Raw genomic sequence first — 22,901 nt, forward strand, 5'->3', positions numbered from 1 at the left:
GGATTCGAACCAACGGCCCCCTCCTTAAAAGGGAGATGCTCTACCGGCTGAGCTAACGAGACATTTTCTGAAATAAAAATGTGATTATGCCAAAATTAGCTCTATTTGTCAAGCTTTTTTAAATCATTTTTGGCATTTTCTCTCCAAATAACGAGAAAATATACTTATAGGTAAAGTCAAAACAAGATATGTAATAGCCAAAATTACATAAGCTTCAAGAGTAGCAAAAGTATAAGAATTTATCTCTTGTGCACTTTGGGTTAATTCATTTACAGCAATAACGCTTAATAATGAACTATCTTTAATTAAATTTGCAAATTGTCCACTCAGCGGTGCTAAAATATTTTTTAAAGCTTGGGGAAAAATTACATACGCAAAAACCTGCATCTCTTTTAACCCTAAAGCCCTAGCGCTCTCAAGCTGAGATATAGAAATACTTAAAATTCCAGCTCTAAATATTTCAGCTAAGTAAGCAGCAGAAAAACATGATAAAATAATAACTCCAGCCACATATCGATTATCAAGTCCTAAATTATTTGCAACGATATAATATATCAATAATACCTGCACTAGTAAAGGGGTTCCTCTGATAAGCTCTATGTAAAATATAGATAAAAATCTTAAAAAAACAATTGAACTTAAAGAAAAAGCACAAAAAACTCCACCCAAAATTATACTCAGTAATAAAGAAAAAAAACTGATTATTAAGGTATTTAAAAAACCTTGAAGAAATTTTTCTTTATAGGTCGCAATTGCACTAAAATCAAAATGATAAGCACTTATACTAAAACTACAATAACAAAACAATATTAAAAATAAAATCAAAAGAATTAAATTAGTGATTATTTTTGACTTTGATAGAGGTTTTAAAGGTTTAAAATTCTTATTTTTTTGGATAAACAAAGACAATAAAAATCTCCAAAATTACAATTTATTCATTTCTTAAAGTATCTAAAATGTTAATTTGAGTTGCTTTTTTTGCAGGATAAAAAGACGATAAAGCTATGATTATTAAAGCACCTATAATGGTTAAAGAAAAATCCATTAAAGACAAATCAAGTGGTAATTTACTGGTTCCATAAACATCAGCAGGTAAAGTTACAATATCAAAATTTCCTAAAAGCCATAAAGCAAAAAATGCAAGCATCACACCCACTATCATACCACCGCCGCCAATAAGCATGCCTAAGGCAAAAAAACTCTTTTTTACCTCATTTTTGCTTGCACCTAGGGCAAGTAAAAGTGCTATTTCACTGCGACGATTCATTACTATCATCAATAAAGAACTTACTATATTTAAACTTGCAACCAAAATAATAAGCATCAACACTATAAAAAGCGCTCTTTTCTCAAGCTCTAAGGCTGAAAAGAAATTTTTATTTTGTTCCCACCAGCCTACTACAGCATAATCGTCTTTTAAATAAGATTTAATTTTTTCAACATCCTTAAAAGCATTATCACTATATACATGAACTCCATCATAATTTGGATTTTTAGGCATTCCAAGTACTTTTTTCAATACATCAACATCTGTGTACATATAAGCTTTATCATAAAATGCAAGCCCTGAAGTAAAACGCGCTTTAACATCAAAACGTTTAGTTTGTGGTACTAAAGAAAATCCACTAGGATTAAGATTTGAAAAAATAAGTGAAAGTTTGTCATTTTTATGCAAACCAAATTCATCAATAAGTGCTGATCCTACAAGTATATCAAAACCACTTAAATTCTCATCCTTTAAAGCTTTAGCAACCACTTCGTTTATTTTTTTTTCATCATTAAAATTAACGCCAAAAAGCACACCACCTTCAAAACGATTATCTCCCTTTATAACAACTTGAGTACTTATATAAGGGCTAAATAACAAATTTGGAAATGTTTTTCTTAACTCATCTATAAATTCATCATTTACAGGAGCGTAAAATTTAGGCAAAATAGTAATAGGATAATTCATCAGAAAAAAGCGTTTTTCAAATTCTTTATCAAAACCATTCATAATTGCCATAGCTACAAGCAAAACACAAAGTCCTACGCAAACTCCTAAAAAGGCCAAAAGCATAGAAAGATTGATAAAGGGTTGTTCTTTATCAAATCTTAAATATTTAAAAAGTAAATATTTTAAAACGCTTTTATTCAAGCTAAAATTCCTTGCTTAGGACCACTTTTTCCATGGCATTCTTTAAATTTTTTTCCACTTCCGCAAGGACAAGGAGCATTGCGTGGAACTTTTTTAAACTCAGCTTCGCCAAGATTATCTTCGCTTGCACCCATTTCTACTGAGCTTTGAAGTAGCTTTTCATTTTCTTCATTGGCTTTATTTTCTAAATTTTGTACCTCTTCTTGATTAAATTGCACACTAAAAAGTAGTTTAATACTATCAAATTTAATACGATTAACTAGCTCCAAGAAAAGATTATAACTTTCTTTCTTATATTCCACAAGAGGATCTTTTTGATTGTATCCGCGAAGTCCTATTCCTGTTTTTAAAATATCCATTTGATACAAATGCTCTCTCCAAGCATTATCCAAAACTTGCAAATATAAAATACGCTCTATATTACGCAATTCTTTAATCTCAAGTCTTGACATCTTTTCATTATAAGAATTTTCAAGAATTTGACTTAGCTTGTCTTGCATTTCAATGACGCTTAAATTTTCAAAATCTTTTTCACTAATCTGAGTTGAACACTCATATAAAATTTTTGCTTTCAAATTTTCAAAATTTACATTAGAACCGCTTTCATCAAGCATATAATCATTCATTACATTTGTGCTATATTCAGCGATATTTTGAGAAATTTTAGCTCTAATATCATAGTTTTCATCTAAAAGCTCATTACGATAACGATAAATAGTTTTTCTTTGTTCATTTGCTACATCATCATATTCTAACAAATGCTTTCTGCTTTCAAAATGTAAGCTTTCTACTTTTTTTTGCGCATTTTCAACCGCTCTTGTAACGATTCTTGACTCTATGCTTTCGCCCTCTTCTATACCTAAGCGATCCATAATGCTTTTAATACGATCCCCACCAAAAATTCTTAAAAGATTATCTTCTAAACTTAGATAAAAACGACTTATTCCAGGATCGCCCTGCCTTCCTGCACGACCACGAAGTTGATTATCAATACGGCGGCTTTCATGTCTTTCTGTACCTATAATATAAAGCCCACCCAAAGCCCTAATCTCATCATCGATTTTTATATCCACACCACGACCTGCCATATTTGTAGCGATAGTTACAGCACCTTTTTTACCTGCATCTTGGATAATCAAAGCTTCTTGTTCGTGATTTTTAGCATTTAAAACATGATGAGGGATTTTCTCTTTTACAAGCATATTGTGAAAAACTTCACTGCGCTCTATACTTGCGGTTCCTACGAGCACAGGCTGACCTTTAGCATTGGCTTTTTTAATCTCTTCAATTACGGCTTTAAATTTTTCATTTTGAGTTTTATAGATAAGATCATCTTTATCTTGTCTTTTAATAGGAATATTTGTCGGTATAGAAATAACATCTAAACTATAAATTTGAGAAAATTCAGTCGCTTCTGTTTGTGCAGTTCCTGTCATACCTGCAAGTTTATTGTACATTCTAAAATAATTTTGAAAAGTAATATCTGCTAGAGTTTGGCTTTCTTCTTGAATTTTTACATTTTCTTTGGCTTCTAAAGCTTGATGCAATCCTTCGCTAAAACGACGTCCTTCACTTAAACGCCCTGTAAATTCATCAACGATGATAACTTCATTATTTCTTAAAACATAATGCACATCTTTTTCAAAAAGATTATGTGCCTTTAAAGCTTGATCAAGCTGATGTGCTAAGATAGCATTATCAAGACTGTATAAATTTTCTACACCAAAAAGTTTTTCAGCCTTAGCAATACCTGCTTCGGTAATCAAAATACTACGATTTTTCTCATCTACCACAAAATCACCCTCAGGTTTTGCAGGAGGTAAAACTGCTTCGCCTTTTTGCATTTGCTTGGCTACTTCATTGGCTTTAATATAACCATCTAAAGTGCGATTTGTAGGGCCGCTGATGATAAGCGGAGTTCTTGCCTCATCAATTAAAATACTATCTACTTCATCTACAATAACAAAATTATGCCCTCTTTGAACTTTTTCAACTTTTGAAAATTTCATATTATCACGCAAATAATCAAAACCAAACTCATTATTGGTTCCATAAGTAATATCGCAATCATAAGCTTGCTTGTGCTCTATGTCACTATTTTGAGAAGAAAGAATCACGCCTACGCTAAAACCTAAAAAATTATAAATCGCACTCATTTGCTCAGCATCTCTTTTGGCTAGATAATCATTCACTGTAACGACATGTACGCCTTTGCCACTCATGGCATTTAAAACAACAGGCAAGGTCGCTACAAGGGTTTTACCTTCTCCTGTTTTCATTTCTGCGATTTTTCCATCGTGTAAAACCATACCACCGATTAACTGCACATCAAAATGACGCATATTTAAAGTTCTCTTACCTGTCTCTCTGACTATAGCAAAAACATCATTTAAGATATCATTTTCGTTTTTTTCTCCGCTTAAAATTTGCTCTTTAAATTTTGCAAATTCGGCTTTTAATTCATCATCGCTTAAATTTTGATATTTGCCTTCTAAAGCATTGATTTGTGCTACACGCTTGAAGTATTTTTTAACTTCACGATCATTTTTTGTTCCAAAAACGGCTTTTAAGGTATTTAAAAACATTTTTAAACCTTTATAAATTTTTCAAACTATCATTATAACGATTATTTAATTAAAATTAGCTAGAATGATATAAAAAATATAATTTTTTTAAGGAAAATAAATGAAAAAAACATTCTTGATATTTTTTATTTTTATAGGACAACTTTTTGCCCTTGATCTTAATTTTAATACCTTTTCAAGCGATTTTATCCAAATAGTAAAATCCAAAAACTCTACACTTTCTTATTCTGGACATTTTATACTGAGTAAAGATCAAGCATATTGGAGTTATGATACTCCTAGTAAAAAAGAGATTTATATTAACAAAAATCAAGTAACCATAATAGAGCACGATCTAGAGCAAGTCATTTTCTCTCATCTTGATAACATTCCAAATCTTAATGAAATTTTCAAAAAAGCAAGTCTTATAGATAAAGATAAACTTGTAGCAAAATATGATAATATAAATTATACAATTAAACTCAATCAAGAGCAAATTCAAAGCATATCCTATAAAGATGAATTTGAAAATGATGTTATAATCAATCTAAACAATCAAATTAAAAATCCAAAAATTAATTCCGATGTTTTTAAGGCAAAAATTCCGCAAAATTATGACATAGTTCGCTAATTTTGCGTTGTATTTTCATCAAGCTTTATATCATAACCTGTTTGTGGCAAATAATAAGGCTCGCTTGTATTATTTTCTTTAAATATTTGCGGAGGATTGGCGATTAAATCTCTTTTAATTTTTTCTTCTATATCTGGAGTCATTTTAGGTGTATTTAAATTATCTATATTGATTTCTCCATTGTCATTTTTATTTTCTTCATCTGAATCTTTGAAAAGCTGTTCAACTTGTTTGACTTCTAAATTTGGAACACTAGGAGTTGAGATCTTTTCAACACTAGGAACTTGAGTTTTAGGAGCTTCTAAGTTTTCAAGTGCTTTTTTTACCTCGCTGCCCATACCCTTCTCTTTAGCCTCAGTGCTTTCTAAAAAGCGTTTAAACTCCTCTAAATCAAATTTTTCCACTCCGCTTAAAGATATGATATATATATCATCTAATTTAATCTTATATTTCTTATCTAAAAATTTTTCTAAAGTCTTTTTAAAATTATTTTTTCCAATTTCTGTAAAAATATCTTCGTAAAAAAATCCTGAAATTACTGTATTTACAGCATCAATTAACTTATTTTCATTTTCTTTTAAATTATTCCCATCAAATTCCAAAGAAATTTCAACTTTTTTAAGAACATTTGTCCCACTTTTAGAATACAAATCTGTTCTTATGTTATCTATTTCAAGATTTTGAGCATTTAAACTCAAAACCAAAAAAACACTTAAAAATATTTTTTTCATTTAATGCCTTTAAATGATTTGTTCTTGTATTTCAAGATCTAAAAAATTATGTTTTTTATAAAATTCGATCACATTAGAATCTATTTTTAAAATATTAGCAAAATAAAATCCAAAATTTATCTTTTTTGTAGAATAAATTTTTAAAGTATTTGGGTTTGTAGCGCGAGAAAGAGCGACATAAAGCTGTCCATTTTCAAAAATATGATCAATATCACACACTAATTTTTCAATGCTCATACCTTGTGATTTGTGTATAGTAATAGCATAAGCTAATTTAATAGGAAACTGTGTAACACTTGCGAGAATATTAACAACAAAATCTTTACCTGATTGCTCAAGTTCTTCCATGAAAAAAGTATAAGGTTCAAGTAAAATTTTCATCCCATTATTTTTAATAATGCTAATATAAATTTTCTCCTCTTCATAAAGAATATCTTCTATAATGCCTTGCTCTCCATTATAATAATTCTTATCCCAATTATTTACACAAAAAATAATACGAGCGCCTATTTTAATATTTAATTCTTCCAATATATTTAAGCTTCTAATCCAAGAATCAAGCTCTTCATCTTTTATTCTCTTATCTTCTTTTTTAACCTGAGCTTTAAAGCATACAAGCGGGGTCTCAAGTTTGCTTAATTTTTCTTGATTAATATTGTTTACTTTTTTATTGATACCACAAAGTAAAGTATAATCATCTTCTAAATTTTCTAATTCTTTATAATCAATTCGCAAAGATTCAAAAAAGCTTAAAATTTTTTCATCTAAAAAACCTTGTCTAATCAAAGATAAATGGTTATAAAATTCCATATTTTGCGTTCTTTTAGGTTGAGAAAGTTTAACATTCTTAAAATTTAAATCTTGCCAAAAAAATGAAGAAAAAGCATAATAAGAATGGTTAAATAAAGTTTCCTTTTTTTCTTTAACTACGGGAGGCAATTGAAAAAAATCTCCTACAACTAAAATTTTTCCATTAAATTGAGAATTTTTAAGTCTAAAACCTATCATTTCAAAAACACTTGCACTAACCATGGAAATTTCATCGATAATAATAAGCTCAATCGTTTTTAAAAGTTCTTTAAGTTTTGTTAATTTTTCTTTTTGTTTTTGATTGCGATCCAATGCACTTAATTTCATCATATCATCACAATACCCTAAACAAAAAAAGCTGTGTAAAGTAACACTGCCTATATTAAACGCCGATAGAGCACTAGAACCAAGAGCTATGGCTAATTTTTTTTGTTTTCTATAAGATTTGATAAGCTCATTTGTCAAAAAGCTTTTACCAACTCCAGCACCACCACTTAAAAAAACATTATCATAAGCTAAAATTTTTTCTAGTTTATCAAGCATTATATTTCCTTGGCTTTAATTATAACTATTTTTTCTAAAAGGTTGATTATGAAATCTTGTTTATATTTTACTTTTATAGTGCTATTTTTAACAGCTTGTTCAACAAAAAATTTAACTTCACTTCATCATGAAAATTTAGAACAAAAAAATGAAAATCAACATTATGCAAAACTTGAATACGAACAAAATGTAAGCATTTTGCCACAATTTGCTTACGATATTAATTTTGATGCAAAACGATATAAAAAATATTTCTTTAACCCTTGGCATGATTCGTTTAAAAATTACAAAGGACAAAATATTTTTTGGTCCTTTCCTTTATATTTAAATTCAAAAAATACTTATTATTTTTTCAATAAACAAATTATTCCACTTTCATGGTTTAAAAACGCTATAAATAATGCAAATATCCAAGAATTCGGTAAACTTAATCAAAAAGCTTTAATTATCCAAAATACAATCATTAAAAATCTTCCAACCCAAAGAGCTATCTTAAAAAATCCTTTTTTTGAAAATGAAGGAATTCCTTTTGACTATGCAAGCGATGGCATTTTAAATGCTGGAACCCCTGTCTTAATTTCACATTTTAGTAAAGATAAGCGTTATGCTTTTGTTTTAGGTGAAGCTGGATTTGGATTTGTTGAAAGTAAAAATTTGGAATTTTTCTCAAACGATAGAGCGAAAATCTATGAAAATCTCAACTTTATCACACCACTAAAAGAAAAATTTCCTATCTATAGCGAGGATGGTAAATTTTTCTTTGAAAGTAGAATTGGTGCTATTTATCCTTGCTACAAAGAAGATAAAAACTATTTTTATGGAAAAATAGGTTCTAAAAAATATAAAATTTCTAAAAAAGATGTATCTAAATTTCCTTTACAATTCAATGATAAAAATTTAAAAAATCAACTTTCACAAGTTTTAAATTTGCCTTATGGCTGGGGCGGTTATAATTTTGAAAGAGATTGTTCTTTACTAACTCGTGATATCTTTTCAGCTTTTGGACTTTATCTACCAAGAAATTCAGCTGCACAAAAAAATTCTTTTAATCATTTTGATATAAGCACTCTTAGCAATTCTCAAAAAAAAGATTTTTTAAACCGCTTTGGGAAAGCTTATCTTAGTTTACTTTATTTACCTGGACATATTATGCTTTATGCAGGACAAATTACAGATAATAATATTGCCATACATAATATATGGGGCTTAAGAAAAGATGCAACCCAAAGACTTCTCATAAGTTCTAGCGTCATCACTTCTTTAGAAATAGGAAAAAATGAAATTTTAGAAGATAATTTGCTTTTATCAAGACTTAAAGAAATAAGTTTTATAAATTTAAACGAACAAGAAAAAGAGCAAATAAAAAGCTATCTTGAAAATATACAAAACAAATAAGATTTATTGATTTAATCAATAAATCTTTTAGTTAAATCTGCAAAATATTCTATGCGTCTATCTCGCAAAAAAGGCCACCAACGACGCACATTTTCACTTCTTTTTTTATCTATTTCTATGATTTTTACACATTCGTTTTGAGAATCTAAAAGACAAAGTTCTTCACCTTGAGGGCCAAAAACAAAAGAATTTCCCCAAAATCTAATGCCCTCTTCTACCCCACTTACATCTTTTTCAAAACCTACTCTATTGATAGCTACTACATATAAACCATTAGCTATAGCATGTCCTTTTTGAACACCAAGCCAAGCATTGAGCTGCCTTTGTTTTTCTTCATCTTCATCCTTATCAAACCAACCAATTGCCGTGGGATAAATAAGAATCTCAGCTCCTTTTAAAGCCATAATTCTTGCTGCTTCAGGATACCATTGATCCCAACAAATAAGCACTCCAAGCTTACCTAAACTTGTATTTATAGGTTCAAAACCCAAATCTCCAGGAGTAAAATAAAATTTTTCATAAAAACAAGGATCATCAGGTATGTGCATTTTGCGATATTTGCCTGCTATAGAACCATCTTTTTCAAAAACCACTGCAGTATTATGATAAAGTCCAGCACTTCGTTTTTCAAATAGTGAAGTAATAAGCACTATTTGATTTTTTCTAGCTATATTTGCCCAAAATTTCACATCTTTTTCATAATCATTAGCATAGTCAAAAAAATCCACATTTTCACTTTGACAAAAATACTCACTTTGATGAAGTTCTCCCAAACAAATAAGCTCAGCTCCTTGTTTAGAGGCTTCTTCTATAAATTCGCAAGTTTTTTTTATAGTTTGTTCTTTGTTTGAGTGAAATTTTTGTTGTATTAAAGCGATTTTCATTGTCTTTGCCTTTCTTGTTCTGCATCATCATAAGGATCTAAATGAATTTGTATATCCCATTTTTCATTTTCAAACATCTTACGCACACCTTCTTCTATTTCATCTGAAATTTTATGCGCATTTAAAAGCGAAATTATAGGGCAAAAAACCAAATGCACGCTTAAATAATTACAACTTGGAGTTTTACGCGTCTTTAATTCATGATAGGAAATTATTTCAGGATTATTAGAAATCAAAGTACAAATTTTATCCACTTGTTCCTTGGGCAAAGCCTCATCCATTAAAAAAGCCAAAGCTTTTTTAATGATTTTAAAAGCAGAAAATGCCGTATAAAGACTGATCACTATCCCAAAAATAGCATCAATAATATGTAAATTTGTAAAATAAATCAAAACCAAAGCTCCCAAAGTGCAAACATTGGTTAGACAATCTGTTTTGTAATGCAAAGCATCACTTTCTATAATCAAACTTTTGGTTTTTTTAGCTACATAATTTAAAAAAAGCACAAGAAAAAAAGTCATAATTAAAGCAAAAATCATCACATAGATACTTGAATTTAAATCTTTAATTTCTTCTTTATAATAAATCTTTAAAATACTCTCATAAAAAATAAAAATCCCCACGCCAACTATAAAAACACCTTCTAACAAACCCATTAAAGCTTCAATTTTAGAAAAACCAAAATTATAATTTTCATTCGCCTTTTGTGAGCTTTTTTTAAGAGCTAAAAAATTAAAAGCAGAAATAACAAAATCCATCAAAGAATCAATCGCGCTTGAAAGCACTGCAACAGAACCACTTGTTAAGCCTACTATAAATTTAACCAGGGCTAAAACAATAGCACATAAACTTGCTACAAGAGTTGCTTTTTTTTGCAAACTCATCTTAAACCTTTGAAACGATTTTGACAAGAACAATGCAAAGAACCGTTTTGTCGTAAAAACACTCTTGCATCTACTCCTATAATTTTATGATTGGGTAAAGCTTTAGAAAGTCTTTTAGCTATGATTTCATCATTTTTATCCTTATAAAAAGGCACAATTAAAGCATTATTTATAAAAACAAAATTCGCATAAGTCGCCCCCAATCTTCTTCCTTTATAGTATAAAGGCTTAGGTATAGGAAGTTCTACTAAATCAAAGCCTGTTTTTTTAAGCTCTTCTTTCATTTTTTGCAAAGGCAAATAATGCTCATCCTCTTCATCTTCACAAATACAATGTGCTATGGTATTTTTATCTATAAATCTTGCTAAGGTATCGATATGATGATCTGTATCATCACCTTTTATGAAACCATTTTCTAACCAAATAATTTGCTTTAAACCAAAAAATTCTTTTAATTTTGTATCAATTTGAGTTTTGTTTAGATGAGAATTTCTATTTTCATTTAAAAGACAATGAGAGCTTGTAAGCATCACGCCCTCTCCATTAAAGTCAATGCTTCCTCCTTCTAAAACAAAATCCACCTTTTTAAGCCCCTCTTTAAATTTTTCTTTAAAAAGCTTAGAATTTACAGCATTATCAAGCTCACTTTGAAATTTATTTCCCCAAGCATTAAAAGTAAAATCAAGAGCCTTTAAACGACTATTTTCTACTATATCTATAGCTCCAAAATCACGTATCCAAGTATCATTTGTATCACATTTAAAAAACTCTACATTTTTTATATCTTTAAAATTTTCAAAATCACTCTGTTTAGGAGCTATAAGTAAAACTTTTTGAAATTCACTTACCACTTTTACAAATTCTTTATAACTTTGCAAAATTTCCTCTAAATATGGACTCCAATCGCTTTTTTCATGAGGTAAAGAAAGTATGAGGTATTCTTGCTCACTCCATTCAGGAATTGATTTTATCATTTAACTACCTTTTTTGATAATAAAATTATAATTGTATCATTTTTTAGACTTTTGTCAAATTTAAGAAGATTGCCTCGATATTTCGAGGCTTTAGGGTATTATTTAAAAAAGATTTTCATTTCATCATTGCTTAAAACAAGTTTTCCATTTTCATTTGAAATTTTAAAAGTTCCTTTGAAATTTGAAAGGAAAGAATTTTCAAAATCCATTACATCCATTGGGTGACAAAGCATTTGAGTTGAAGCTACGCGATCACCTTCGATTTGTAAAGTATCCGCCTTAGTTTGGTAAGAACCAAAAAAACGATTGCATCCTGAATAACCATAAAATTTATTATTTTCAAAACTGATATTTGGACTTTCCTCTGCGTTTTTTGGATCAAAAGTTTTACCATTAACTATAATTTTTTCTATTTTGAAAAGCTGATTTTGCACAAGTTCATTATTACCTTTAGAAGTAGATGAAGTAACAGAAGTACTAGCACAACCTGCAAAAAAAGTTGCAGCTAAAGCAATTTGAAGCGTTTTTTTCATTTTATTCCTTTAAATTTGAAATTGGTTAAGTTCGCTTTCGAGATTATGACACACTATTTTTAACTCATCTGCAACTTGAAGCAGAATTTTAGAAATTTCTTCATTCTTTTCACTTACTTCGACATTTTTTTGCATACGAGAAAGTAAATTTTGTATATTCTCTTGGGAAATTTTTATTTTTTCAGTACATTGAGTTACCAAAGCCCTAGCATCTTCGTTGCATAATTTAACCTCATTAGCATCATCAACCAATAAAGTGGTGTCATCATTTAAAGCTTGTATACTTTGAGCATTTTTCTTTAATTCTGCGCTAACCTCATTAATACTTTGCAAAAGCTCTTTTGTAATTTGAGCTACATTTCCTAAAAATTCCTCACTGTTCTGAGCCAATTGCCTAACATCCTCAGCAATTACAGAAAAACCTCGTCCAAATGCACCAGCCCTAGCTGCTTCTATGCCAGCATTTAGAGATAGTAAATTTGTTTTATCTGCGATCTCATCCATCATTTGAGTTGCTTTTTGTATATTACCTGCTTGATTAACCATGTTTTCAACTTTTTTAGCCAATTCATTTTCATTTTGAGATACTGTTGATACTTTATTAGCAACATTAAACAAAGATTTAAGCATTTGCTCTAATAATAAAAAGGATTTTTCATTGGCACTATTTGCCTTATTTGACAAACTAGCAAGTTCCCCAAGTTCATTACCAACATTTGCACCAAGCTTAAAACTTTGATCTATTTGTTTATGACTTTGTGAACTAATTTCACTTAAAGAAATAGCATTTGAATTTAAAAGATTGCTTTGTTTTTCTACATTTTTTGAATTATGACTTGCACCGCTAACTGCCTTGTGAGTTTTTTCGATAAATTGATTGATATATCTACAAGCTAAAGCAATTTCATCTTGACCTTTAACTGAAATACGAGCTTTTAAATTACCACTTCCTTGAGCTAATTCTTTAGCATGATTTAAAAGCTCTAAAACAGGCTTTCCAACAACAACTTTAAGCATTAAGAGAACCACACAAAGGGTAAAAATCAAAGCAATAGTAAATATTATAATATAAGATTGACTGGTTTTACTTATATCTTTTTGAACACCTTCTAAAGAATGCGATATATCCATAACCCCTATCACACTCCCTATATTAGCATTTGCATGACAAGCAACACAACTTTCATCTGCAATCAAAGGGCGTATCAATCTTAAATGCACAACACCATTTACATTTTCTTCTAAAGCTTGAATTTTAGGATTTGAAAATTGTTCTATAATACGCTTATCATTTGAAATTTGAGGGGCTTTCATCTCAAAAAGATCTATAGTATCTTTTGAAGGATAAATTTTAATATCACTAATACCCTCTATACTTTTTGCATCTTCAATAGCTTCTTTAATTTTTTCAGGATCTCCTAAATTCATAGCCATTCTCATTGTTTGAAAAACAGAAGTACTTACGGTATCTAAATTTGCCCTGCTCATTTTATTGGCAGTATTTTTAAAATCCAAATTTAAAATCACTTGCATAACAATAAAACTTATAAGCAACACCACAAAAATTGCAGCAGAAACCTTAAATCCTATAGTTTTAAACATCACAATTTCCTAAAAATAAAATTTTTCAGAAATATTTTACACATAATTTATTTAATTTTTATTGAATTATGTGTAAAAAACATAACATTCCATTAAACTTAATGTAAGAAATGTCTTACGCCTGTGAAATAAAGCGCCATACCATACTCATTGGCTGCTTTTACCACTTCATCATCTCTTATACTTCCGCCTGGTTCTACTATAGCTTTAACCCCTACTTTACTTGCTTCATCCATGCTATCTCTAAAAGGAAAAAAGGCTTCACTTGCTAAAACGCAACCTTGCAAATCAAGCCCCATTTCTTTAGCTTTAGTGATCGCTGCCTTTGCTGCATCGATTCTACTTGTCATACCCATACCTATAGCCACCATAGCACCATTTTTTACATAAACAACATTGTTTGATTTGGTAAATGCTGCTATTTTCATAGCGATTTCAAGATCTTTTAATTCTTCCTTGCTTGCCTCTCTTTGACTCATAAGCTTTGCATTTTTAAGCTCATCTTCGCCCACTTCATCGCTGTTTTGATATACAAAACCCCCATCAATACGTTTAAAATCATATTTATCAAAACTACGGATTAAAAACGGACTTTCTTGAGTGAAAATTTTAATGCGTTTTTTACCTTCAAACACAGCTAAAGCTTTTTCATCTACATTGGCTGCTATAATTACTTCTACATAAATTTCATTGATTTTATTTGCTAAAGCCTCATCAAGAGTTCCATTGATTGCAACCACTCCTCCATAAGCACTGACGCTATCGCATTTTAAAGCATGTATATAGCTTTGTACCAAATTTTCTTTTATAGCAAAACCACAAGGATTTCCATGTTTTACTATAGCAATAGCTGGAGCTTTATCAAAACTACTAGCTAAATTTAAAGCTGCATTAATATCGGTTAGATTATTAAAACTTGCTTCGCCTTTAAGGGCTTTGAAATTTGCACTAAAAAAGGCATCAAACTCGTATAAAGCCCCTTTTTGATGTGGATTTTCTCCATATTTTGTATCAAATACTTTTTGTCCTACTATAAATTTACTCGCTCCAAAACCTCCGTTAAAGCGTTCATTCATATAATTTGCAATATAAGCATCATAATTTGCCGTATGCTCGTAAGCTTTTATCATCAATTTCAAACGAAAATTCTCATCATTTTGACCTTTTTTTAAAGTCTCAATCACTTTTTCATAATCAAGCGGATCACAAAGCACCATCACATCTTTATAGTTCTTTGCCGCACTTCTTATCATCGCAGGCCCACCTATGTCGATATTTTCTATAATTTCATCAAAATCATCACTCATAATAGTGGTTTTTTTAAAAGGATATAAATTTACACAAACTAGATCAATGCCTAAAATTTCATTTTCTTTTGCTTGTTTGATATGATTTTCATCGCTTCTTTTATGCAAAATCCCACCATGAATCTTAGGGTGTAAAGTCTTCACACGCCCTTCAAAAAGCTCAGGACTTTTTGTAAAATCACTCACTTCTATAACTTTTATTCCATTTTCTTTTAAAAGCTTAAAAGTCCCGCCTGTTGAAAGAATCTCAAAGCCTAAATTTCCAAGCTCTTTGCCAAATTCTACTATGCCTTCTTTATCACTCACACTAAGTAATGCTCTCATTTTTACCTTTCTAAATGTTTTTTAACTTTTTCGTAAGCTTCATTGATTTTTTGAAATTTCTCTATACCGATCTTAAGTTCTTCTTCGCTGACATTGTTTGCGTTTAAAATGTCAGGATGATATTTTTTTGCTAAATTGCGGTATTGTTTTTTTACTGCATTTAAATCCGCATTATTTGGAAGTTCTAAAATAGCAAAAGCTTCATCAAGACTTAATTCTTTTTTAGCACTTTTTAAATTTGAAAGACTTGCTATAAAAGCGTCTAGTTCGCTTTTTGCTATATCAAAGGCTTTAGCGATTTGCTCTAAAATTTCACGCTTTTTAGCATTAAAATCTGCATCGATTAAAGCCATAAAAACAAGCACACGCAAGACATTAAAACGCTCATTTTTAGGTAAAGGTACTTCTTTTAAAAAATCTTTTGCCACATAAAAAGCATCGCTTAAATTTTCTTTATGTTCATTAAAACTTGCTTTTAAAAAAGCTCTTTCTTTTTCATCTTTAGCATTTGCATCTAAAAGATCTTTGATCATTTCAGCTTCATTTTCACTTACTCTGCCATCGCTTTTTGCAATTTTTGCCAAAAGTGCGATAACATAGTAATTCATACGCCTTTTAAACTCATCCATTCTTTCTTCCATAACTCCACGAGCAAAACCCTTAGCAAAGCCTTTGGCTCCTCTTGTGGCTGAGTTTAAAAAATCCTGTTTTCCCCAAGTTTTATAATACCAGTAAAACACCAAAACAACGAGTATAATTAAAACTAAAGTCATTGGATTTGCTCTTTAAAACTTTCAAAATAAAACTTATCAAGTTCAGCCTTGCTTAACTCAATGCTATCAAGTTTAAAATATTTTTGGCTTGTACTCACACCTAATTTATAAGCTTTTACTCCAAATTCTTTGGCTAAATTTAAAAAAGCTTCTTCATTTTCTTTGCTAAGCCCTACTATAGCACGACTTGCACTCTCATCAAAAATCATTTTTTCATCATCAAAACCACTTGTTAAATTTGCACCCACACTAGAAATAGCAAACATTTTTGCCAAAGTCATAGCAATACCCCCTATTCCTACGCTATTGGCACACTCAAGTAAAGAATTTTGATTGGCTTTATAAAGCAAATTCCAAAGTGCAAGTTCAGCTTTATAATCAAGCTCTTTAAGGCTTCCTGATACTTTTTTATCTTGGATTTTCATTACCATAGATCCACCAAATTCTCCTAAACTTTTACCCAAAAGATAAACGCTTAAATTTTCTTTTTCAAAACTAGCTTTTAAGGTTTTATTTGCATCTTCTAAAACCCCTACGCTTACTATAGTAGGACTTGGATAAATACTTACACCATTGGTTTCATTATAAAGCGAAACATTGCCGCTTACTACTGGGGTATTTAACTCTTTACAAGCTTCTTTAATACCTTCGCAACCTTGTGCGAATTGCCACATCACTTCAGGATTTTGCGGATTTCCATAATTTAAACAATCGCTTATTGCCAAAGGCTTAGCTCCTGTGCAAGCAACCTTTCTTCCTGCAGAAGCTACTGCTAAAGCTGCTCCTATTTTAGGATTTACATAATTTAAGCGTGAGTTACATTCTACAGCCATAGCCACACTTACACCATTTTCTTTGATACGAATAACACTAGCACCTAATCTTCCATCAGCTTTTATGGTATTGGTTTGCACGCTTGAATCAAATTGATCATAAATAAAAGCTTTATTATTAATATTTTCATTTTGAAGCATTTGTATAAAAAGCTCTTGAATACTTGATTTTAGCTCAAATTTATAGTCTTTAATTTCACTTAAATATTTTGGCTCACTTATAGGACGACTTAAAATCGGCGCTTTTTCACTTAAAGGCTCGATAGGAATAAGCCCTACAAGCTCATCATGCCAAAAAAGCTCCATTTTTCCTGTATTGGTAACTTCACCCATAACCACAGCATCTAAATCCCATTTTTTGAAAATTTCTATAACCTTATCTTCATAGCCTTTTTTTGCACAAATAAGCATTCTTTCTTGAGACTCGCTAAGCATTAACTCATAAGGAGTCATACCGCTTTCACGCATAGGAGTTTTATCTAGGTAAAGTTTCATGCCACTGCCACTTCTTCCTGCCATTTCAAAAGAACTTGAAGTAAGCCCTGCAGCACCCATATCTTGAATACCCACAATATAATCGGTTTTAAAAAGCTCTAAACAAGCCTCCATAAGAAGTTTTTCACTGAAAGGATCGCCAATTTGCACTGTAGGACGCAAAGATTTGCTTTCTTCATTGAAACTATCACTTGCCATAACCGCTCCACCAAGTCCATCACGCCCTGTTTTTGAACCCACATAAATCACAGGATTTCCTACACCTTCAGCCTTAGCATAAAAGATATCTTCACTTTTGCAAACCCCTAAAGCAAAGGCATTAACTAAGATATTTCCATTAAAACACTCATCAAAAGCACATTCTCCACCTATAGTTGGCACACCCATGCAATTTCCATAATGAGAAATTCCATTTACTACACCTTTAACAAGGTATTTTTGATGTTTACCGCATTTTTCATCATAAATATCGCCAAATTTTAAAGAATTTAGCCCCGCAACCACTCTTGCGCCCATAGTAAAAACATCACGTAAAATTCCCCCTACTCCTGTAGCCGCACCCGCAAAAGGTTCTATAAAGCTAGGATGATTGTGACTTTCTACTTTAAAAACTGCTGCCATACCTTGCCCGATATCAATAACCCCTGCGTTTTCTCCTGGGCCTTGAATCACCCAAGGTGCTTTAGTTGGAAAACCATTAAGATATTTTTTGCTGGATTTATAAGAGCAATGCTCACTCCACATCGCAGAAATAACCCCAAGTTCTAACAGATTTGGTTCTCGTCCTAAAATTTCTAAAATTTGTGCATATTCTTCATCGCTGATTTTATGTGCTTTTATGGTTCCTTTATCCATTTTTATCCTTTCATTTTCCTAAACAAAAATTACCAAACATTTCGTCTAAAATTTCATCTCTTTGAAAATCTTTGGTAAATCTTGCAAGTTCATTAATAGCTAAATTAAGTTCAAAAGCAAAAAGTTCTAAAGAACTTTCCTCTAAAAGTCCTTTAGCTCTAAAAATCGCTTCGCTTGAAATTTTACAAGCATTAATAAGATCTAAAGAACTTACCATAATACCTTCGCTATCAAAAGAATTAAGATAATTTTGCAATTCTTCTTTTAACAAAGTGATGTCTTTTTGAGCACTAAGCTTGATAAAATTTTTATTTTGAGTATTTTTGAAAACATTTTCTAAATCACTTTTATTTAAAATCCAAAAGATTTTTTTATCAGTATTTGCTAATAAGTCAAAAATTTTCTCATCTTCTTTATCTCGCACTCTTGAAGCATCAAAGACTGCCAAAATAATATCTGCATCTTCTAAACTTTTTTTACTTAAAGCTACGCCGATTTGTTCTATAGTATCTTTACTTTCTCTAATACCCGCTGTATCTATAATGCGTAATAAATGCGTTCCTAATTTAAAGCTCTCTTCTATAGTATCACGAGTGGTGCCTGCTATATCTGAAACAATAGCTCTTTCATAAGAAAGCAAGGCATTTAAAAGCGAAGATTTGCCTACATTTGGCTTACCTACAATAGCGATTTTAAAACCTTCTATAAGTCCTTTTTTACTTTGGGAAAGTGTATAAATTTCTTTTAAAATTTTAGAATTTTCTTCACACATAGTAGAAATTTGTTCTAATAAATCAGAAGGTAAATCATCATCAGCATAATCAATGCTAGTTTCTACAAAAGCCAAGGTTTTAACCAAATCTGTGCGAATTTTTTCTAAAAGTTCTCCTAAGTTTCCTTGCATGTTGCGTGCTATAATTTTAGCTGCAAGTGCAGATTTTGAAAGTATGAGATCTTGTATATTTAAAGCTTTTAAAGGAGTCATTTTACCATTTAAACACGCTCTTTTGCTAAATTCCCCTGCTAAAGCAAGTCTTGCTCCTAAACTCACAAGTTCTTCGAGTAAAGCTTCACTCACACTAAATCCTCCATGAGTTTGAAACTCTACTATATCTTCCCCTGTAAAACTATAAGGGGCTTTAAAATATATCATTATAGCTTCATCGATAATTTCATTATTTTGATTAAAAAGTTTTGTAAAAGTAGCATGGCGGGGGGTGAGTTTGGTTTTGTGGCTAAGCTTTAAGGCAAATTCTAAAGCCCTTTCACCGCTTAATCTTACAATAGAAATCGAACCCACACCATGAGCTGTGGCAATAGCCGCTATAGTATCACTCATCTTTTTTGAAAAAGTCGTTTATTACAACAAATCTTTGATCATTATTTTGCTTAATTCCTACATACTTATCTGGAAATTCAGCTCTTAACTGCTCTAAAGCGATTTTTATCAAAACCCCATCTAAAGGTTTGGTTTGTCCGCGTCCATGAATTTTAATTTTTTCAATCACGCTTTGTAAATAAAGCTGCATACCTTGAATTTGATTTTCTAAAAATTGAGCGATCTCAAGGCGCACTAAAAGATTATATTTTAAATTGATCCAATTGTGCAAAAGATAAGAAATAGCCTTATAACGATGTGCTTCTTTGCCTATCATCAAAGCAGCATCTTCCCCATCCAATCGAATCAAAACACAATCTTCATCATACATTCTAAGTTCACTAAGCTCTATTTTAAACTGGGAGCTTTCTAAAAGTTTTACAAGCTGAATACGAATCTCATCTAAAATATCCTGAGTATTACGCACTCCTTTGCTTTCTCGATGAAAACTATCAAAAATTTCATCACTTTTTACTGTGTATTTTTCTTTTTGATTTTTATTTTTTTCATTTTTTATTTCAATCTTGTTTTCTTGTTTTGGCTCATGTGTTTCTGGTTTGTGATTTTTTGAACTTGTAAATTCTTTTTTAGGATTTTTTTTCAAAATCCTTTTTTTTGCTTTAGCCTCTATAATTGCCTTTTTTCTTCCAAATCCAAAAAAACCTTTTCTTGGATGCTGAATAATCTCATATTCTAAGTCCATCACAGAACATTCTAAACTTCTTGAAGCTTCTGTTAAGGCACTTTGAAGATCAATGGCTTCGATTTTCATTTTTCATGCTCCACTTGTTTTTTTGTGATGTTCTTTAGCAAATATTTTATTGATAACCCATTGTTGAACCAAAGAACAAAGGTTATTTGCAAACCAATAAAGCGTAAGTCCTGCTGGGAAAGTGATAAAGAAAAAAGTAAAAATCACTGGTAAAAATTTCATAATCTTAGCTTGCATAGGATCTTGTATAGTCATAGGTGTGATAAGTTGTTGTAAAAACATCGTTGCACCCATTAAAATAGGCAAAATAAAATAAGGATCCATTACCGATAAATCATGTATCCAAAACGCCCAAGGAGCTGCTTTTAGCTCAATAGCATTAAGCAAAACGCGATAAATAGCAAAGAAAATAGGAATTTGTAAAAGTATAGGCAAACAACCACTCATAGGATTTGCACCATGTTTTTTATAAAGCTCCATCATGTGCATATTCATTTTTTGTGGATCGCCTTTATAACGCTCTCTAATATCTTTCATTTTAGGAGCAAGATCTTTAAGTTTATTCATAGAAATCATAGATTTATAAGTTAGTGGGAATAAAATAATACGCACAATTAAAGTCATCGCAACGATAGCCCAACCCCAATTTCCTATATACTGATGTAAGAAATTCAAAAACTCAAACATAGGCTTAGCAATAAAAGTAAACCAACCATATTCAACAACTGCTTCAAGGCGTGGATCTATACTTCTTAAAATCACATGTTCTTTAGAACCTATATAACCCCCTGCTTTAAATTCATTATCACTATAAGCAAAAACTATAGGGTTTTTATTAGCATCCTTGCTGATTGCCACATTTAAAGGTTTATCAAAATTATAAAAGAAAGTTGCATAGTATCTATCAAAAGCCGAAGTCATTACGACATTATTAGCACTTTCATCCTTCTCTACATCTCCATCTTTATAAGTTTCGATGGTTTCTTTATTATCCATTACCAAAGCACCATGAACCGTATAACTATCTACGGCAATATTTGGACGATATCCTGGACTTATAAAATAATTTGCATTTTTGCTGAGTTTAACTTCTATCTCATAATTTCCTTTTGGATAAAAAGTAATATCTTTTTCGATTTTCAATCCGGAAAGATTTTGAGTGAGTTTTAAAACTTGACTTCCATTTTCATCAACAAAAAGATTGCTAGAGTTAGCAATATAAGGAAATTTAAAAGCCTCTGAGTTAATACTTGGATCACTAAAACGCATTTCTAAAGGATAAGGACTATTTTCCTTGCTAACAAGATTTATAAATTCCCCTTTCTCATTTTGGTATTTTTTATCTTTTAAATAAAAAGCAGAAATTCTACCAAAAGAGTCAATTTGTGCTTCAAAATGTTTGCTTTGAACCTTAGATATCACACTATCTTGCGAAACTAAAGCCGCACTTGGAGTATTTGTGGTGGTATTTTGTATATTAGGAGTGTTATTTATGCTTGTGTTTTGTTGATTTTGTTGTGTAATGTTTTGTTCTATTTTTAAAGGTTGCTTTGGAATGAAAAAATAATCATAAACAACAAAAAATAAAAAAGAAATCACAACAGCCAAAAGTATACGCTTTTGCTGAAAAATATTATTTGAATTATTCACTGATTTGTCCTTTTAAAGATGATTTTTATAAGATAAAAACTTTTATTTTTATAAGGTATGTATAAAAAACAAAGTTGTTTTTTTGCTAAAAATATAGGCTTAAAACATAAATTCATAGGATAAAAATTTTTAGAAACTCTAGGATAATCAAATCCCCCTTTAAAAAAAGGGTTACATCTTAAAATTCTAAAAAAAGTAGAAAAAAAAGCTAGAAAAAAATTCTTTTTTTGAAACTGCCAAAGTGCATACTCAGAACAATTAGGATAATACCTACAAGCAGCGGGTTTTAAAGGGCTTAAGAATTTCTGATAAAAACGGAGTATTTTTAGGCATATCATTTGAAACATTCTAGTTTTTTCAATCCCCATTTTAGATTTTTTTCTAACCTAGAAAAAGAAAGTTCAGTGATTTCATTTTTAGCTACAAAAATATATTTGCCATCTTGAAGATATCTTTCAAACTTAGCAAACAAAGCCCTTAAAATTCGTTTTGAACGATTTCTAACCACTGCTTTTCCAACTTTTTTACTAGCAACAACTGCTATTTTTTTTTCATAACTATTCAGATAAAAAATGATCACACCTTCGCAATGCCATTTTTTACCTACTTTATATACAGATGAAAATTCCTTGTTTGTGCTAAATTTATCAAAATTTTTCACACAGCAAGTCTTTTTCTACCTTTAGCGCGTCTTGCATTGATCACCTTGCGACCATTTTTAGTTTTCATACGAACACGGAAACCATGAGTGCGTTTTCTTGGAGTGCCATGCGGCTGATAAGTTCTTTTCATTTGATTTTTCCTTAAAAAATTATAAAATAAACTTGTATTTTATCTTAATCTTACTTATAAATTGCTTTTGATTAAGAGTAATTTTTAAATTCTT

21 protein-coding genes are annotated in these 22,901 nt (G+C 30.5%); 2 read left to right on the forward strand and 19 right to left on the reverse strand.

All coding sequences use genetic code 11. The features are described from left to right. Nucleotides 1-123 precede the first annotated feature (123 nt). The 3 genes from AJ887_RS02930 to secA are packed head-to-tail and all read right to left on the reverse strand — an operon-like array spanning nucleotide 124 to nucleotide 4,722. Nucleotides 124-909, reverse strand: coding sequence for an amino acid ABC transporter permease (locus AJ887_RS02930; RefSeq protein ID WP_044794404.1), 786 nt, complete (start codon nucleotides 907-909; stop codon nucleotides 124-126). Between the two features lie 22 nt (nucleotides 910-931). Continuing rightward, nucleotides 932-2,137, reverse strand: a complete 1,206-nt coding sequence (locus AJ887_RS02935; RefSeq protein ID WP_070284783.1) for an ABC transporter permease — start codon at nucleotides 2,135-2,137, stop codon at nucleotides 932-934. Further along, a complete protein-coding gene (secA, locus tag AJ887_RS02940) occupies nucleotides 2,134-4,722 on the reverse strand; it encodes a preprotein translocase subunit SecA (protein ID WP_070284785.1) in 2,589 nt (862 codons plus the stop codon). The genes AJ887_RS02935 and secA overlap by 4 nt, the downstream gene beginning before the upstream one ends. A gap of 100 nt (nucleotides 4,723-4,822) precedes the next feature. Between secA and lolA the strand changes: the two genes are divergently transcribed. Next, on the forward strand, nucleotides 4,823-5,332 hold the full coding sequence (gene lolA / locus AJ887_RS02945; RefSeq protein WP_002871477.1) for a LolA-like outer membrane lipoprotein chaperone: 510 nt from the start codon (nucleotides 4,823-4,825) through the stop codon (nucleotides 5,330-5,332). Here lolA and AJ887_RS02950 read toward each other — a convergent pair. Continuing rightward, nucleotides 5,329-6,063 carry a hypothetical protein gene (locus tag AJ887_RS02950; RefSeq protein ID WP_070284787.1) on the reverse strand — a complete coding sequence of 245 codons (735 nt, stop codon included), beginning with the start codon at nucleotides 6,061-6,063 and terminating at the stop codon, nucleotides 5,329-5,331. The genes lolA and AJ887_RS02950 overlap by 4 nt on opposite strands. A 9-nt stretch (nucleotides 6,064-6,072) precedes the next feature. Next, entirely contained in the window at nucleotides 6,073-7,416 is a 1,344-nt protein-coding gene (gene pif1 / locus AJ887_RS02955; protein ID WP_070284788.1) for an ATP-dependent DNA helicase Pif1, read from the reverse strand. 48 nt (nucleotides 7,417-7,464) lie between these two features. On the opposite strand from pif1, the gene AJ887_RS02960 reads away from it, so the two are divergent. Continuing rightward, nucleotides 7,465-8,811, forward strand: a complete 1,347-nt coding sequence (locus tag AJ887_RS02960) for an SH3 domain-containing C40 family peptidase (RefSeq protein WP_070284789.1) — start codon at nucleotides 7,465-7,467, stop codon at nucleotides 8,809-8,811. Nucleotides 8,812-8,822: 11 nt separating this feature from the next. On the opposite strand, the gene AJ887_RS02965 is transcribed toward AJ887_RS02960, so the two are convergent. The 14 genes from AJ887_RS02965 to rpmH form a co-directional block, all read right to left on the reverse strand. Further along, nucleotides 8,823-9,695 carry an N-carbamoylputrescine amidohydrolase gene (locus tag AJ887_RS02965; RefSeq protein WP_002871473.1) on the reverse strand — a complete coding sequence of 291 codons (873 nt, stop codon included), beginning with the start codon at nucleotides 9,693-9,695 and terminating at the stop codon, nucleotides 8,823-8,825. Continuing rightward, complete coding sequence (locus AJ887_RS02970; protein WP_070284791.1) at nucleotides 9,692-10,579, reverse strand: cation diffusion facilitator family transporter; 888 nt, start codon at nucleotides 10,577-10,579, stop codon at nucleotides 9,692-9,694. The genes AJ887_RS02965 and AJ887_RS02970 overlap by 4 nt, the downstream gene beginning before the upstream one ends. Further along, on the reverse strand, nucleotides 10,576-11,553 hold the full coding sequence (locus AJ887_RS02975; protein WP_070247953.1) for an agmatine deiminase family protein: 978 nt from the start codon (nucleotides 11,551-11,553) through the stop codon (nucleotides 10,576-10,578). The genes AJ887_RS02970 and AJ887_RS02975 overlap by 4 nt, the downstream gene beginning before the upstream one ends. Before the next feature lie 98 nt (nucleotides 11,554-11,651). Further along, nucleotides 11,652-12,086 carry an META domain-containing protein gene (locus AJ887_RS02980; RefSeq protein WP_002871471.1) on the reverse strand — a complete coding sequence of 145 codons (435 nt, stop codon included), beginning with the start codon at nucleotides 12,084-12,086 and terminating at the stop codon, nucleotides 11,652-11,654. A gap of 9 nt (nucleotides 12,087-12,095) precedes the next feature. Then, nucleotides 12,096-13,688, reverse strand: coding sequence for a methyl-accepting chemotaxis protein (locus tag AJ887_RS02985; RefSeq protein ID WP_070284793.1), 1,593 nt, complete (start codon nucleotides 13,686-13,688; stop codon nucleotides 12,096-12,098). Nucleotides 13,689-13,786: 98 nt separating this feature from the next. Further along, nucleotides 13,787-15,319, reverse strand: a complete 1,533-nt coding sequence (gene purH / locus AJ887_RS02990; protein ID WP_070284795.1) for a bifunctional phosphoribosylaminoimidazolecarboxamide formyltransferase/IMP cyclohydrolase — start codon at nucleotides 15,317-15,319, stop codon at nucleotides 13,787-13,789. 2 nt (nucleotides 15,320-15,321) lie between these two features. Further along, the gene (locus tag AJ887_RS02995; protein WP_044779493.1) at nucleotides 15,322-16,092 is read right to left on the reverse strand and encodes a DnaJ domain-containing protein; all 771 of its coding nucleotides are present in this window, start codon (nucleotides 16,090-16,092) and stop codon (nucleotides 15,322-15,324) included. After that, nucleotides 16,089-18,275: a phosphoribosylformylglycinamidine synthase subunit PurL gene (gene purL / locus AJ887_RS03000; RefSeq protein ID WP_070274723.1), complete on the reverse strand. Its 2,187-nt coding sequence runs from the start codon at nucleotides 18,273-18,275 to the stop codon at nucleotides 16,089-16,091. The genes AJ887_RS02995 and purL overlap by 4 nt, the downstream gene beginning before the upstream one ends. Nucleotides 18,276-18,285: 10 nt before the next feature. Beyond that, nucleotides 18,286-19,614, reverse strand: coding sequence for a tRNA uridine-5-carboxymethylaminomethyl(34) synthesis GTPase MnmE (mnmE, locus tag AJ887_RS03005; protein WP_044779495.1), 1,329 nt, complete (start codon nucleotides 19,612-19,614; stop codon nucleotides 18,286-18,288). Further along, a complete protein-coding gene (locus AJ887_RS03010) occupies nucleotides 19,607-20,425 on the reverse strand; it encodes a Jag N-terminal domain-containing protein (RefSeq protein ID WP_070284797.1) in 819 nt (272 codons plus the stop codon). Before AJ887_RS03010 ends, mnmE begins: the two co-directional genes overlap by 8 nt. A gap of 3 nt (nucleotides 20,426-20,428) precedes the next feature. Next, nucleotides 20,429-22,015, reverse strand: coding sequence for a membrane protein insertase YidC (gene yidC / locus AJ887_RS03015; protein WP_070247938.1), 1,587 nt, complete (start codon nucleotides 22,013-22,015; stop codon nucleotides 20,429-20,431). Then, on the reverse strand, nucleotides 22,012-22,353 hold the full coding sequence (yidD, locus tag AJ887_RS03020; RefSeq protein ID WP_002861708.1) for a membrane protein insertion efficiency factor YidD: 342 nt from the start codon (nucleotides 22,351-22,353) through the stop codon (nucleotides 22,012-22,014). The genes yidC and yidD overlap by 4 nt, the downstream gene beginning before the upstream one ends. Next, nucleotides 22,350-22,676: a ribonuclease P protein component gene (gene rnpA, locus AJ887_RS03025; RefSeq protein WP_002881666.1), complete on the reverse strand. Its 327-nt coding sequence runs from the start codon at nucleotides 22,674-22,676 to the stop codon at nucleotides 22,350-22,352. The genes yidD and rnpA overlap by 4 nt, the downstream gene beginning before the upstream one ends. Continuing rightward, nucleotides 22,673-22,807, reverse strand: coding sequence for a 50S ribosomal protein L34 (gene rpmH, locus AJ887_RS03030; RefSeq protein WP_002776864.1), 135 nt, complete (start codon nucleotides 22,805-22,807; stop codon nucleotides 22,673-22,675). Before rpmH ends, rnpA begins: the two co-directional genes overlap by 4 nt. Nucleotides 22,808-22,901 lie beyond the last annotated feature (94 nt).

It is taken from the genome of Campylobacter sp. BCW_6466, assembly GCF_001762835.1.
Lineage (GTDB): Bacteria > Campylobacterota > Campylobacteria > Campylobacterales > Campylobacteraceae > Campylobacter_D > Campylobacter_D jejuni.